The following is a 14,143-nucleotide window of genomic DNA, read 5'->3' as shown; positions in this document are numbered from 1 at the left end:
GGTCCTGCGGCGCGGGAGGGGGGCTGAGGCGGGGAGGGGCTTCAGCCCTGGCCGGCCGTGGCCTTGAGGGTTATGCGGTCCTCGCCCGCGTACACGTTCATGGAGGCGCCGCGCAGGAACCCCACCAGCGTCAGGCCCGTCTCCGCCGCCAGGTCCACCGCCAGCGACGACGGCGCCGACACCGCCGCCAGCACCGGGATGCCCGCCATCACCGCCTTCTGCGCCAGCTCGAAGGATGCCCGCCCGGACACCAGGAGGATCGTGCGGGACAGGGGCAGGTCCCCGTTCTGCAGGGCACGCCCGACCAGCTTGTCCACCGCGTTGTGCCGGCCGACGTCCTCGCGTACGTCCAGCAGCTCGCCGTCCTCCGTGAACAGCGCCGCCGCGTGCAGCCCACCGGTCCGGTCGAACACCCGCTGGGCGGCGCGCAGCCGGTCGGGCAGGCTCGCCAGCAGCTCCGGCGTCACCCGCACCGGGGGCGTGTCCGCGATGGGCCAGCGGGCCGTGGTGCGCACGGCGTCCAGGCTCGCCTTGCCGCACAGGCCGCAGGAGGACGTCGTGTAGACGTTGCGCTCCAGGGTGATGTCGGGGACGACCACGTGCGGGGCCGTCTGGACGTCGACGACGTTGTACGTGTTCGAACCGTCCTCCGTCGCGCCCGCGCAGTACACGATGTTCAGCAGCTCGGACCGCTCCGCCAGCACGCCCTCGCTGACCAGGAAACCCGCCGCCAGCGCGAAGTCGTCGCCGGGGGTGCGCATCGTGATGGCGAGGGGCTTGCCGTCGAGCCGGATCTCCAGGGGCTCCTCGGCGACGAGCGTGTCCGGGCGGGTGGAGACCGCTCCGTCCCGTACGCGGATCACCTTGCGTCGTTCCGTCACTCGTCCCATGATCCCCATCCGTCCCGGTCAGTCCCGGTTCTGTACGTGCTGGTAGCCGAAGCGCCCCTTGATGCAGAGGTTGCCGTGGGTCACCGGGTTGTCGAGCGGCGAGGTGACCTTCACGATCTCATTGTCCTGTACGCGCAGGGTGAGATTGCAGCCCACTCCGCAGTACGCGCACGCCGTCGTCGTCGCGGTCTGCCGCGCCTCGTCCCACGTCCCGGCGGCGCGCAGGTCGAACTCCGACCGGAACGACAGCGCCCCCGTCGGGCACACTTCGACGCAGTTGCCGCAGTACACGCACGCCGAGTCGGGCAGCGGCGCGTCGTGCTCGACGGCGATCGGTGGGCGAGGGGTCTGCGCAGCGCCTGCTGTCCCGAAGCGCCCTCCCCCCCCGCGTGCGGACTCCTTAGGGTGGGCGCCATGACATCCGCAGCCCCCTTGGACCCTGCGGCGGTCACCTGGGACGACCACCTCGCCCAGCTCACGTTCTTCGTCAAGAGCCCGACGCTGCTGATGCAGGCGGTGCTGCCGGCCATGCGCGAGCGCGGTGGCGGCCGCATCATCCAGATCGGTTCGGACGTGCTGGAGCGAGCCCTCCCCGACATGTCGGCGTACGTGGCCGCCAAGGCCGCCCATCACAGCCTGACCGAGTGCTGGGCCCGCGCGCTCGGCCCGCACGGCATCACGGTGAACACCGTCGCGCCGGGCTGGATCCCGGTCGAACGGCACGCCTCGGCGGACCCCGAGTCATTGGCCGCCTGCACCGCCGACGTGCCACTGGGACGCATGGGCCGCCCGGACGACGTCGCCGCCGCGGTCGCGTTCCTCGCGTCACCGGAAGCGGCCTTCGTGACGGGTGAGCGCATCAAGATCAATGGCGGTCACACGCTCGGATAGGCCCGCGACTCCGGGCGAGGGGCCGAGACCGGTCGGGCGGCCGCGCGCGCCCGGGCGAGACCCGCCCAGACGCGCGACTTCGGGCGAGCCCCGCCGGGTGGCGCGACTTCGGGCGGGCCCCGCCGGGTGGCGCGGCTTCGGGCGGGCCCCGCCGGGTGGCGCGAATTCGGGCGAGCCGCGCCCCGTGGCGCGAGCCCCGTCCGGTGGCCGAGCGTCTGACGGAAGCCGACAACACCCGCGTCCGATTCCTGTCGCTTCGCCTGCCCTCGTACCCGTGAGTCACTGATCAGACTGAGGGGCCCGCTGTCCAGCCAACGAGGGGGACCCTCCAGATGAACGGCTCACGGATCGCCGCCGTCGGCCACTACCAGCCCGCCAAGGTGCTCACCAACGAGGACCTCGCCGGCCTGGTCGACACCAGCGACGAGTGGATCAGGAGCCGGGTCGGCATCCGCACGCGGCACATCGCCGGGCCCGACGAGCCCGTCGACGAACTCGCCGCGCACGCCGCCGCCAAGGCGCTCGCGGCGGCCGGCCTCACACCCGGTGACATCGACCTCGTCCTGGTCGCCACCTCCACCGCCATCGACCGCTCCCCGAACACCGCGGCCCGCGTCGCCGCCCGCCTCGGCATCCCGCGACCGGCCGCGATGGACGTCAACGTGGTGTGCGCCGGCTTCACCCACGCCCTGGCCACCGCCGACCACACCGTTCGCGCGGGCGCGGCCCGGCGGGCGCTCGTCATCGGCGCCGACAAGATGTCCGACGTGGCCGACTGGAGCGACCGCAGCACCTGCGTCCTGGTCGGCGACGGGGCCGGGGCGGCGGTGGTCGAGGCCTGCGCCGACGGGGAGGAGCCCGGCATCGGCCCCGTGCTGTGGGGATCGGTGCCCGAGATGGGGCACGCCGTACGCATCGAGGGTCAGCCGGCCCGGTTCGCGCAAGAAGGGCAGGCCGTCTACCGGTGGGCGACGACCCAGCTGCCGCCGCTGGCCCGGCAGACCTGCGAACGCGCCGGCATCGCCCCGCGGGACCTCGCCGCCGTCGTCCTCCACCAGGCCAACCTGCGCATCATCGAACCGCTCGCCGCGCGCATCGGCGCCGCACAGGCCGTCGTCGCCCGCGATGTGACCGACTCCGGCAACACCTCCGCCGCGAGCATTCCGATGGCCCTGGCCAAGCTGGTCGAGCAGGGGCGGATCAGGACCGGCGACCCGGTGCTGCTGTTCGGCTTCGGCGGCAACCTGTCGTACGCCGGGCAGGTCGTGCGCTGCCCTTGAGGGGGCGCTCGAGCGGGAGGGCCGCACGCCACGGCGCCTGTTGTGCGCCGTAGACTGTAGACGAAAGACAATCGATCCTGATGGTCCTCCGACACTGATGGTCTGCTGCGCGTGCCGTCCCACCGAGATCCCGCCGAGTCCCGCGAGGGGGAGCGAAGTTGTCGACCGGTCTGCCGCAGGGTGCGGTACCCCGACTGGAGCGGCCCGGCCCGCTGCGCGAGCGTGTCTACGAGGCCCTGCTCGAACTCATCACCACGCGTGCCCTGCAGCCCGGCCAGCATCTGGTGGAGAGCGAACTCGCCGGGCATCTCGGGGTCTCCCGGCAGCCGGTGCGTGAGGCGCTGCAGCGGCTCAACACCGAGGGCTGGGTCGATCTGCGGCCCGCCCAGGGCGCGTTCGTCCATGAGCCGACGGAGGCGGAGGCCGACCAGCTGCTCACCGTCCGCACGTTGCTGGAGGCCGAGGCCGCCCGGCTCGCCGCCGCGGCAGCCGACGGCGACGGCGTCGCCCGCCTCGAGGAGCTGTGCGCGCAGGGGGTGGAGGCCGTAGCGGCGGACGACGTCGACGCCGCCGTAGCGCTCAACGCCCGCTTCCACGCCACGATCATGGAGCTGGCCGGCAACACGGTCCTCGCCGACCTCGCCGCGCAGGTGGACCGCCGGGTGCGCTGGTACTACACGCCGGTGGCGCGTCAGCGCGGGCAGCAGTCCTGGATCGAGCACCGGGAGCTGATCGCCGCGATCGCCGAGGGCGACGAGCAGCGCGCCACCCGGCTGATGCGCGACCACACCGAGCACACCCGGCGCTCGTACCACGAGCGGGCGTCGACCTGACCCGGTGTCCTTAAGCGGCCGTCGTCGCCTCCTTGAGGGGCCGACGTCGTCTCCCGCCCCAGTGCCGGCGGTCGCCTCCTGGGTGACCGCCGGACGCCTGTCATCCCAGGCGCCACCAGTAACGCGGCTTTGCGCGACGGAAGTTCCCGCCCCGTTCCCGCCCCGCTCTTTGTCCTGTGAGTGGAGAAAGCCTGCGGGAATCCGTGCGCAACTTCTTCCCACATTCAACCGTCACTGCTACGTTCCCCTCCAAAGCCCGACAACGGTGGCCGATTTGAGGCGGGGAGGGGCACGTGAGGCGCATGACCGAGCGACCCGCGAACACGCATCAGGCTCAGCTGCTGAAGCTGTTGCGCGACGGGGGACCCAACTCCCGCGCCCAGCTGGGCGATCAGATCGACCTCTCGCGGTCCAAGCTCGCCGTGGAGGTCGACCGGCTGCTGCAGACGGGCCTGGTCGTGGCCGACGGACTCGCCGCCTCGCGCGGCGGGCGCCGCTCGCACAACGTCCGGCTCAACCCGCAGTTGCGCTTCCTCGGCGTCGACATCGGCGCGACCTCGATCGACGTCGCCGTCACCAACGCCGAGCTGGAGGTCCTGGGCCACCTCAACCAGCCCATGGACGTCCGCGAGGGACCCGTCGCCGTCTTCGAGCAGGTGCTGTCCATGGCGGCGAAGCTGCGTGACTCCGGGCTCGCGGAGGGCTTCGACGGCGCCGGCATCGGCGTCCCGGGGCCGGTCCGCTTCCCCGAGGGCGTCCCGGTGGCTCCGCCGATCATGCCCGGCTGGGACGGCTTCCCCGTGCGGGAGGCGCTCAGCCAGGAACTGGGCTGCCCCGTCATGGTCGACAACGACGTGAACCTGATGGCGATGGGGGAGATGCACGCGGGCGTCGCACGCTCCGTGGGCGACTTCCTCTGCGTCAAGATCGGCACCGGCATCGGCTGCGGCATCGTGGTGGGCGGCGACGTCCACCGCGGGGTGACGGGCAGCGCGGGCGACATCGGCCACATCCAGGCCGTGGCCGACGGCCGTCCGTGCGCCTGCGGCAACCGCGGCTGCCTGGAGGCCCACTTCAGCGGCGCCGCCCTGGCCCGTGACGCCACCGACGCCGCCCGCCAGGGGCTGTCGCCGGAACTGGCGTCGCGGCTGGAGACCGGCGGCACGCTCTCCGCCGCCGACGTCGCCGCGGCCGCGTCCGCCGGTGACGCCACCTCCCTCGACCTCATCCGGGAGGGCGGCACCCGCACCGGCCAGGTCATCGCCGGCCTGGTCAGCTTCTTCAACCCGGGCCTGGTGGTGATCGGCGGCGGGGTGACCGGACTCGGCCACACCCTGCTCGCCGCGATCCGCACCCAGGTCTACCGCCAGTCGCTGCCGCTGGCGACCGGAAACCTGCCCATCGTCCTGGGGGAGCTGGGACCCGTCGCCGGAGTCATCGGCGCGGCCCGGCTGATCAGCGACCACCTGTTCTCACCCGCGTAGGCCCCGGCCTCCGCCCCGCCTCGCCGCCGCCCCCCGCCGGCGCACCAGCACAGCGCTCAGCTCCGCCCTGCCCGGAACCGCCCTGTCCTGCTCCACCGCATTCACATTCCGCTCCGCCCTGCCTCGATCCGCCCTGCCTCCGCCCACCCGCGCTGATCCGCCCTGCCTCCACCCGCCCCGCCTCGATCCGCCCTGCCCCGAACCACCCTGACCCGGCCCGCACGCCCGCCGAGGGGAATCCGCATGGCACCGCAACCACCGCTGCTCAGCATGTCCGGCATCACCAAGTCCTTCCCCGGCGTCCGGGCCCTCGACGGCGTCGACCTGGGCGTCCAGGCCGGCGAAGTGCACTGCCTGCTCGGCCAGAACGGCGCCGGCAAGTCCACCCTCATCAAGGTCCTCGCCGGAGCTCACCAGCCCGACACCGGCACCATCCACTGGCGCGGCGAGCCGGTCACCCTGCGCTCGCCGATCGCCGCCATGCGTCTCGGCATCGCCACCATCTACCAGGAACTCGACCTGGTGGAGCACCTGTCCGTGGCGGAGAACGTCCACCTCGGCCACGAGCCGACGGCCGCCGGATTCGTCGTACGGCGCAAGGCCGCCAAGGAGACAACGGCCGCGCTGCTCAAGCGACTCGGTCACCCGGAGATCGACCCGGGGCGTCTGGTGGGGGAGTTGTCGGCCGCCCAGCAGCAGATCGTGTCCATGGCGCGGGCGTTGTCGCACGACGTACGGCTGATCGTGATGGACGAGCCGTCCGCCGCGCTCGACCCGGACGAGGTGGACAACCTCTTCCGGATCGTGGGCGACCTCACCGCCGAGGGTGTGGCCGTCGTCTACATCTCGCACCGGCTGGAGGAGATCCGCCGCATCGGTGACCGCGTCACCGTGCTGAAGGACGGGCGCGCCGTCGCGGGCGGACTGCCCGCGAAGACGACCCCGACCCGGGACGTCGTCGCCCTGATGACCGGCCGGAACGTGGAGTACGTCTTCCCCGAGCGGCCGGCCGAGCCGCCCGCGGGCACCCCGGTGCTCCAGGTGCGCGGCCTCGCCAGGGACGGCGAGTTCGCGCCACTCGACCTCGACGTGCACGCCGGGGAGATCGTCGGTCTCGCCGGGCTCGTCGGCTCGGGACGCTCGGAGATCCTGGAGACGGTCTACGGCGCGCGCAGGCCGACGGCCGGTCAGGTGAGTGTCGACGGCCGCCCGCTCAGGCCCGGCAGCGTCCGCGCCGCCGTCCGCGCAGGCCTCGGGCTCGCGCCCGAGGAGCGCAAGGCGCAGGCGCTGCTGATGCTGGAGTCCGTCACCCGCAACGTCTCCGTCTCTTCGCTGTCCCGTTTCTCCCGCGGCGGCTGGATCGACCGCGGAGCCGAGAGCGGCGCCGCCCGCGCCGCCGTCCGCGAGCTGTCCCTGCGGCCCGACAACCCGTCCGTGCCGGTGCGCACCCTGTCCGGCGGCAACCAGCAGAAGGCGGTTCTGGCGCGCTGGCTGCTGCGCGGCTGCCGTGTCCTGCTGCTCGACGAGCCCACCCGCGGCGTCGACGTCGGCGCGCGCGCCGAACTGTACGCGGTGATACGGCGCCTGGCCGAGGAGGGCCTCGCGGTGCTCCTCGTCTCCAGCGAGGTGCCGGAGGTGCTCGGCCTCGCCGACCGCGTCCTCGTCCTGCGGGAGGGGCGGGTCGTGCACACCGCGCCCGCCCGGCACCTCGACGAACACCGCGTCCTCGACCTCGTCATGGAAGGAAGCCCGGCGTCATGACGCAGCACGTCTCCCCGCCGCGGGACGGCACCTCGAAGATCCCGCCGGTCCGACTCCCCGCCTGGCGCGCCCTGCTGGCCCGCGCCGACGTCCGCACCCTGTCCCTGCTCGGCGTGCTCGCCGTGCTCGTGGTCATCGGCGGCGTCACCAAGCCCGAGGAGTTCCTCGACACCCGCAACCTCCAACTCGTCCTCACCCAGGCATCGGTGATCGGCGTCGTCACCGTCGGCATGACCTTCGTCATCACCTCCGGCGGCATCGACCTCTCCGTCGGCGCGATCGTCGCCCTCGCCTCCGTGTGGGCGACCACCCTCGCCACGCAGGAGTTCGGCTTCGCCGGCATCCTGTTCACCGCGATGGTCGTCGGCCTCGGCTGCGGCCTGGTCAACGGCCTGCTCATCGCGTACGGCCGGATGGTCCCGTTCATCGCCACTCTCGCCATGCTGGCCTCCGCCCGCGGCCTCGCCCTGCAGATCACCGACGGCAAGACGCAGATCGTCACCATCGACGGCGTCCTGAGCCTCGGCGAACGCGACTCCTACGTCCTCGGCATCCCGCCGCTGGTGCTGGTCTTCGCACTCGTGACGATCCTCGGCTGGCTGCTGCTGAACCGCACCACCTTCGGCCGCCGCACCGTAGCCGTCGGCGGCAACGCCGAGGCGGCCCGGCTCGCCGGCATCGACGTCCGCCGCCAGCGGCTGTATCTCTACCTGCTGTCCGGGCTGTGCTGCGGCATCGCCGCCTTCCTGCTGATCGTGCTGTCCGGCTCCGGCCAGAACACCAACGGCAACCTCTACGAACTCGACGCCATCGCCGCCGCCATCATCGGCGGAACCCTGCTCAGCGGGGGCCGCGGCACCATCACCGGCTCCGTGCTCGGCGTCCTGGTGTTCACCACGATCACCAACATCTTCGCCCTGAACAACCTGCAGAGCGATGTCCAGCAGATCGCCAAGGGAGCGATCATCGTCGCCGCCGTGCTGGTCCAGCGCCGTAGTGCAAGCACGACCTGAGGAAAGGGTTCCCCGTCATGCCCCAGCTGCCCACCCGCAGAGGACTGCTCCTCGGATCCGCCGCGGTCTCCGCCGGAGCCCTCCTCACGGCTTGCACCAGCAACGAGCCGAAGGACTCCAAGCCGGCCGCGGACGCGAGGCCGGCCGCCGACGACAAGCCCGGCCGGCACGTCACCATCGGCTTCGCCGGACCGCAGGCCGACCACGGCTGGCTCAACGCCATCAACGACAACGCCAAGAGCCGCGCGAAGAAGTACGCCGACGTCACCCTGGAGATCACCGAGGGCTCCAACGACACCGCCCAGCAGATCGGCCAGATCGAGACCCTCATCAACAAGAAGGTCGACGTGCTGGTGGTGCTGCCCGCCGACGGCAAGGCCCTCACCCAGGTTGGCCTGAAGGCGATGGGCGCCGGCATCCCGGTGGTCAACCTCGACCGCGTCTTCAACACCCCGCAGGCCTACCGCTGCTGGATCGGCGGCGACAACTACGGCATGGGCCTGAGCGCCGGCCACTACATCGGCGACAAGCTCAAGGGCAAGCCGGACGCCAAGGTCGTCGAGCTGGCCGGCCTGGACAACCTGGAACTGACCAAGCAGCGCACCCAGGGCTTCGACGACGCGCTGAAGAACTACCCGAACATCCGCAAGGTCGCCCGCCAGGCCGCCGAGTTCACCGTGGAGTCCGGGCAGGCCAAGATGGCCCAGCTGCTGCAGGCCCAGTCGGGCTTCGACGCGCTGTGGAACCACGACGACGACCAGGGCGTCGGCGCACTGCGCGCCATCGAGCAGGCCGGCCGCGACGACTTCCTGATGGTCGGCGGGGCGGGCGCGCTGTCCGCCTTCCAGGCCATCAAGCAGGACAACGGCGTGCTGAAGGCGACCGTGCTCTACCCGCCCACGATGGCCGCCTCCGCCATCGACCTGGCCCGCGCCCTCGGCCAGGGCAAGGGCGTCGGCGGCCTCGCCGAGTACGAGATCCCGTCGTCGATCACGCTCTACTCGGCCGTCGTCGACAAGACCAACGTCGACCAGTACATGCCCACCGGCTTCCGCTGACCGAGAGCCCCCGCCACGCCGGGGTGAACGCAACGGCAGGGCCCGGCCCCGCACCCCCCACCGCACCGCCACGACGTCGTCAGACGAGGACGGAGGACTTACCCCATGGCACAGCCGCAGCAGTCAGACGGGAACCAGAGCCCGGCGAGCCCGGCCGGCTCAGCGGGCCGGGACAGACCGCCGCTGCGCGTCGGGATGGTCGGCTACGCCTTCATGGGCGCCGCCCACTCCCAGGGCTGGCGCACCGTGGACCGGGTCTTCGACCTGCCCCACCGCCCGGAACTGGCCGTGATCTGCGGCCGGGACGCCACGGCGGTGCGCACGGCGGCCGACCGGCACGGCTGGGCGGCGGCCGTCACCGACTGGCGGGAGATGATCGAGGGCGACGACATCGACCTCGTCGACATCTGCACTCCCGGCGACAGCCACGCCGAGATCGCGCTCGCCGCGCTCGCCGCCGGCAAGCACGTGCTGTGCGAGAAGCCCCTCGCCAACACGGTCGCCGAGGCCGAGGCGATGGTGCGCGCGGCGCGGGAGGCCGAGGCGCGCGGCCTGATCGCCATGGTCGGCTTCAACTACCGCCGGGTCCCGGCGACCGCGCTGGCCCGCCGCATGGTCGCCGAGGGCCGGCTCGGCGCCCTGCGGCACGTGCGGGTGACGTATCTCCAGGACTGGCTCGTGGACCCGGCCTTCCCGCTGACCTGGCGGCTGCGCAAGGAGCAGGCCGGCTCCGGCTCGCTCGGCGACCTCGGCGCGCACATCGTGGACCTCGCCCAGTACCTCGCGGGCGAGCAGCTGGCCGGGGTGTCCGCGCTGACGGAGACGTTCGTGCGGGAACGCCCGCTGCCCGAGGGGGCCGTACGCGGGCTGTCGGCGGGGAGCGCCGCGGCCCGCACCGGCACGGTCACCGTGGACGACGCGGCCCTGTTCACCGGCCGGTTCACCTCCGGCGCCCTGGCCTCCTTCGAGGCCACCCGGTACGCCACCGGCCGCAAGAACGCGTTGCGCATCGAGCTGAACGGCGAGCGCGGCTCCCTCTTCTTCGACCTGGAGCGGCTCAACGAGCTCTGGTACCACGACGGCACCGAACCCGGCGAGCACGCGGGGTTCCGCCGCATCCTCGTCACCGAACCCGGCCACCCCTACCTGGACGCCTGGTGGCCGCCCGGCCACGGCCTGGGCTACGAGCACACCTTCGTCCACCAGGCCCGCGACCTCGTCCACGCGATCGCGGAGGGGAGTCGCCCCGAACCCTCCTTCGCCGACGGGCTGCAGGTGCAGCGCGTGCTGGCGGCCGTGGAGGAGAGCGCCGAGAAGAACTCCGTCTACACACCCGTCGCGCTCTGAGGACCAGAGGAGAACTCACCGTCATGCCGCGTCCGTTCACGCTGTTCACCGGCCAGTGGGCCGACCTGCCCCTCGAAGAGGTCTGCCGTCTCGCCCGCGACTTCGGCTACGACGGCCTCGAACTCGCCTGCTGGGGCGATCACTTCGAGGTGGACAAGGCCCTCGCCGACCCGTCGTACCTCGATTCCAGGAGAGCCCTGCTGGACAAGTACGGACTGACCTGCTGGGCGATCTCCAACCACCTCGTCGGCCAGGCCGTGTGCGACGCCATCATCGACGAACGCCACCGGGCGATCCTGCCCGCCGAGGTGTGGGGTGACGGGGACGCGGAAGGCGTACGGCAGCGGGCCGCCGCCCGGATGCGGGACACCGCGCGCGCCGCGGCCGCGTTCGGCGTCGACACCGTCATCGGCTTCACCGGCTCGGCGATCTGGCACCTGGTCGCGATGTTCCCGCCCGCGCCCGAGTCGATGATCGAGCGCGGCTACCAGGACTTCGCCGACCGCTGGAACCCGGTCCTGGACGTCTTCGACACCGAGGGCGTACGGTTCGCGCACGAGGTCCACCCCAGCGAGATCGCCTACGACTACTGGACCACCCACCGCGCTCTCGAAGCGGTCGGCCACCGGCCCGCGTTCGGCCTGAACTTCGACCCCTCCCACTTCGTGTGGCAGGACCTCGACCCGGTCGGTTTCCTTCTGGACTTCCGCGACCGGATCTACCACGTCGACTGCAAGGAAGCCCGCAAGCGCCTCGACGGACGCAACGGCCGCCTCGGCTCCCACCTGCCCTGGGGCGACCCGCGGCGCGGCTGGGACTTCGTCTCCGCCGGCCACGGCGACGTCCCGTGGGAGGACGTCTTCCGCATGCTGCGCTCCATCGGCTACCAGGGCCCGGTCTCCGTCGAGTGGGAGGACGCCGGCATGGACCGGCTCCAGGGCGCCCCCGAGGCCCTGACCCGCCTCAAGGCGTACGACTTCGAACCCCCGACGGCGTCCTTCGACGCGGCGTTCGGCAACTGACCTCTCGTCCCTTCTCCGGGATGACGGCGCATCCCGGCGTTCGCACCCGCCCGTACAACCAGCCCCTTACTGGAGGCATTCGTGCACGGGAACGACCGCACCACCAGATCCCCTCGCTCACGTCTGCGCACGGCACTCGCCCTGTTCGGCGGCGCCCTGCTCGCCGGCGCCACGCTCACCCTCACCACACCCCCGGCCGGCGCAGCCGTCGCCGATCAACGGGCCCTCGCCGCCGAGGACTTCCAGCAGGTCACCCTCGCCAAGGGCGAGGCGGAGGTCGGCGAGCCCATGTCGCTCGCCGTCCTGCCTGACCGCTCCGTCCTGCACACCTCCCGCGACGGCGAACTGCGTCTGACCGACGCCGCCGGCAACACCAGGCTCGCGGGCAAGCTCGCCGTGTACGCGCACGACGAGGAGGGACTCCAGGGCGTCGGCATCGACCCGGACTTCACCAGCAACCGGTTCGTCTACCTGTACTACGCGCCGCCGCTGAACACCCCCGCGGGCGACGCCCCCGAGAACGGCACCGCCGCCGACTTCGCGCCCTTCGACGGCGTCAACCGGCTCTCGCGGTTCGTGCTGAAGACCGACGGCACCCTGGACCTGGCCAGCGAGAAGCAGATTCTCGACGTCGCCACCACCCGCGGTCTGTGCTGCCATGTCGGCGGTGACATCGACTTCGACGCGGCCGGCAACCTCTATCTGTCGACCGGCGACGACACCAACCCCTTCCAGTCCGACGGCTACACCCCGATCGACGAGCGCGACGGCCGCAATCCCGGCTTCGACGCCCAGCGCACCGCCGGCAACACCAACGACCTGCGCGGCAAGATCCTGCGCATCAAGGTGAACGCCGACGGCTCCTACTCCATCCCCGACGGCAACCTCTTCCCGCCCGGCACGGCGAAGACACGGCCCGAGATCTACGCCATGGGCTTCCGCAACCCGTTCCGGTTCAGCGTCGACAAGAAGACCGGCACCCTCTACGTCGGCGACTACGGCCCCGACGCCGGCTCCGCCAACCCGGGCCGCGGCCCCGCAGGCCAGGTCGAGTTCGCCCGCGTCACCGGCCCCGGCAACTTCGGCTGGCCGTACTGCACCGGCGCCAACGACGCCTACGTCGACTACGACTTCGCGACGAAGACCTCCGGCGCCGCCTTCGACTGCGACGCGCCGAAGAACACCTCCCCGCACAACACCGGCCTGACCGACCTGCCCCCGGCGCAGCCCGCCTGGATCCCCTACGACAACGGCTCCGTCCCCGAGTTCGGCTCCGGCTCCGAGTCCCCGATGGGCGGCCCCGTCTACCACTACGACCCGGCGCTCGACTCGCCGGTGAAGTTCCCCGAGGCCTACGACGGGAACTTCTTCGCCGGTGAGTTCGGCCGCCGCTGGATCAAGCGGATCGTCACCGACGACGCGGGCACCGTGCAGTCCATCAACCCCTTCCCCTGGACCGGCACCCAGGTGATGGACATGGCGTTCGGCCCCGACGGCGCCCTGTACGTCCTCGACTACGGCCTCTCGTGGTTCGGCGGCGACGACAACTCCGCGCTGTACCGCATCGAGAACGCCACCGACGGCCACTCACCGGTCCCGCAGGCCGCCGCGAGCCGCACCAACGGGCAGGCGCCGCTGAAGGTGCAGTTCTCCTCCGCCGGCACCACCGACCAGGACGGCGACGCCCTGACGTACAGCTGGGACTTCGGCGACGGCGGCAAGTCCACCGAGGCGAACCCCACCCACAAGTACAAGACGAACGGCACCTACACCGCGACGCTGACCGCCAAGGACCCCACCGGCCGCACCGGCAGCGCGAGCGTGCAGATCGTCGTCGGCAACACCGCGCCCACCGTCACCCTCGAACTCCCGCAGGACGGGCAGCTGTTCAGCTTCGGCGTCGCCATCCCGTTCAAGGTGAAGGTCACCGACCCCGAGGACGGCCGGGGGATCGACTGCTCCAAGGTCACCGTCACCTTCGTCCTCGGCCACGACAGCCACGGCCACCCGCTCACCTCCGCCACCGGCTGCTCCGGCACCATCCAGACCAGCGCCGACGGCGGCCACGACGAGGACGCCAACATCTTCGGAGTCTTCGACGCCCAGTACACCGACAACGGAGGCGGCGGCCAGGCCCCGCTCACCACGCACGCCCGGCACGTCACCCAGCCCAAGCACCGCCAGGCCGAGCACTTCGGTGACAGCTCCGGCGTCAGCGTCGTCGCCAAGGACACCGCGCACGGCGGCAGGGCCGTCGGCGACATCGACAACGGCGACTGGATCTCCTTCACGCCCTACGCCCTGAGCAACGCCACGAAGATCACCGCCCGGGTCTCCTCCGGCGGCGCGGGCGGCACCCTCGAGGTGCGCGCCGGCTCCCCGACCGGCACCCTGCTCGGCACGGCGGCCGTCCCGGTCACCGGCGGCTGGGACACCTTCCAGGACGTCAGCGCCCCGCTGTCCCGCGCCCCGCGCGCCACCACCACGCTCTACCTGGTCTTCAAGGGCGGCACCGGAGCCCTGTTCGACGTGGACGACTTCACCTTCACCACCGGCTGAGAGGA

11 protein-coding genes and 1 pseudogene are annotated in these 14,143 nt (G+C 72.0%); 10 read left to right on the top strand and 2 right to left on the bottom strand.

Translation table 11 applies throughout. The features are described from left to right. Nucleotides 1–41: 41 nt before the first annotated feature. Nucleotides 42–890, bottom strand: a complete 849-nt coding sequence (gene fdhD, locus AC0B9F_RS07640) for a formate dehydrogenase accessory sulfurtransferase FdhD (RefSeq protein WP_471999610.1) — start codon at nucleotides 888–890, stop codon at nucleotides 42–44. Nucleotides 891–908: 18 nt separating this feature from the next. Beyond that, nucleotides 909–1,223 (bottom strand): annotated as a pseudogene (locus AC0B9F_RS07635) (4Fe-4S binding protein); the annotation flags it as partial. 81 nt (nucleotides 1,224–1,304) lie between these two features. Between AC0B9F_RS07635 and AC0B9F_RS07630 the strand changes: the two are divergent. The 10 genes from AC0B9F_RS07630 to AC0B9F_RS07585 all read left to right on the top strand — a co-directional run bounded on the left by AC0B9F_RS07630 (nucleotide 1,305) and on the right by AC0B9F_RS07585 (nucleotide 14,138). Next, nucleotides 1,305–1,781, top strand: a complete 477-nt coding sequence (locus AC0B9F_RS07630) for an SDR family NAD(P)-dependent oxidoreductase (RefSeq protein ID WP_471999607.1) — start codon at nucleotides 1,305–1,307, stop codon at nucleotides 1,779–1,781. Nucleotides 1,782–2,113: 332 nt separating this feature from the next. After that, entirely contained in the window at nucleotides 2,114–3,061 is a 948-nt protein-coding gene (locus AC0B9F_RS07625) for a beta-ketoacyl-ACP synthase III (RefSeq protein WP_471999605.1), read from the top strand. Between the two features lie 158 nt (nucleotides 3,062–3,219). Continuing rightward, nucleotides 3,220–3,894, top strand: a complete 675-nt coding sequence (locus tag AC0B9F_RS07620; protein WP_471999602.1) for a GntR family transcriptional regulator — start codon at nucleotides 3,220–3,222, stop codon at nucleotides 3,892–3,894. Nucleotides 3,895–4,196: 302 nt separating this feature from the next. Next, nucleotides 4,197–5,378 (top strand): ROK family protein, encoded by a 1,182-nt coding sequence (locus AC0B9F_RS07615; RefSeq protein ID WP_471999600.1) that lies wholly within the window; start codon nucleotides 4,197–4,199, stop codon nucleotides 5,376–5,378. Between the two features lie 243 nt (nucleotides 5,379–5,621). Continuing rightward, nucleotides 5,622–7,139, top strand: coding sequence for a sugar ABC transporter ATP-binding protein (locus AC0B9F_RS07610; RefSeq protein WP_471999598.1), 1,518 nt, complete (start codon nucleotides 5,622–5,624; stop codon nucleotides 7,137–7,139). Continuing rightward, nucleotides 7,136–8,152, top strand: a complete 1,017-nt coding sequence (locus AC0B9F_RS07605) for an ABC transporter permease (protein WP_471999596.1) — start codon at nucleotides 7,136–7,138, stop codon at nucleotides 8,150–8,152. Before AC0B9F_RS07610 ends, AC0B9F_RS07605 begins: the two co-directional genes overlap by 4 nt. Nucleotides 8,153–8,169: 17 nt before the next feature. Beyond that, entirely contained in the window at nucleotides 8,170–9,210 is a 1,041-nt protein-coding gene (locus tag AC0B9F_RS07600) for a substrate-binding domain-containing protein (protein WP_471999593.1), read from the top strand. Nucleotides 9,211–9,315: 105 nt separating this feature from the next. After that, nucleotides 9,316–10,557 (top strand): Gfo/Idh/MocA family protein, encoded by a 1,242-nt coding sequence (locus AC0B9F_RS07595; RefSeq protein ID WP_471999589.1) that lies wholly within the window; start codon nucleotides 9,316–9,318, stop codon nucleotides 10,555–10,557. A 23-nt stretch (nucleotides 10,558–10,580) separates the two neighbouring features. Continuing rightward, entirely contained in the window at nucleotides 10,581–11,579 is a 999-nt protein-coding gene (locus tag AC0B9F_RS07590) for a sugar phosphate isomerase/epimerase family protein (RefSeq protein ID WP_471999586.1), read from the top strand. 81 nt (nucleotides 11,580–11,660) lie between these two features. Then, entirely contained in the window at nucleotides 11,661–14,138 is a 2,478-nt protein-coding gene (locus AC0B9F_RS07585; protein WP_471999585.1) for a PQQ-dependent sugar dehydrogenase, read from the top strand. Nucleotides 14,139–14,143: the final 5 nt, after the last annotated feature.

The organism is Streptomyces sp. NPDC097129 (assembly GCF_055668065.1).
This window is presented reverse-complemented; position numbering and strand designations above follow the sequence as displayed.

Bases quoted from the DNA above. Each gene is read 5' to 3' on its own strand.
- fdhD (WP_471999610.1), bottom strand. From the start codon at position 890: ATGGGACGAGTGACGGAACGACGCAAGGTGATCCGCGTACGGGACGGA.
- AC0B9F_RS07630 (WP_471999607.1), top strand. From the start codon at position 1,305: ATGACATCCGCAGCCCCCTTGGACCCTGCGGCGGTCACCTGGGACGAC.
- AC0B9F_RS07625 (WP_471999605.1), top strand. From the start codon at position 2,114: ATGAACGGCTCACGGATCGCCGCCGTCGGCCACTACCAGCCCGCCAAG.
- AC0B9F_RS07615 (WP_471999600.1), top strand. From the start codon at position 4,197: ATGACCGAGCGACCCGCGAACACGCATCAGGCTCAGCTGCTGAAGCTG.
- AC0B9F_RS07610 (WP_471999598.1), top strand. From the start codon at position 5,622: ATGGCACCGCAACCACCGCTGCTCAGCATGTCCGGCATCACCAAGTCC.
- AC0B9F_RS07605 (WP_471999596.1), top strand. From the start codon at position 7,136: ATGACGCAGCACGTCTCCCCGCCGCGGGACGGCACCTCGAAGATCCCG.
- AC0B9F_RS07600 (WP_471999593.1), top strand. From the start codon at position 8,170: ATGCCCCAGCTGCCCACCCGCAGAGGACTGCTCCTCGGATCCGCCGCG.
- AC0B9F_RS07595 (WP_471999589.1), top strand. From the start codon at position 9,316: ATGGCACAGCCGCAGCAGTCAGACGGGAACCAGAGCCCGGCGAGCCCG.
- AC0B9F_RS07590 (WP_471999586.1), top strand. From the start codon at position 10,581: ATGCCGCGTCCGTTCACGCTGTTCACCGGCCAGTGGGCCGACCTGCCC.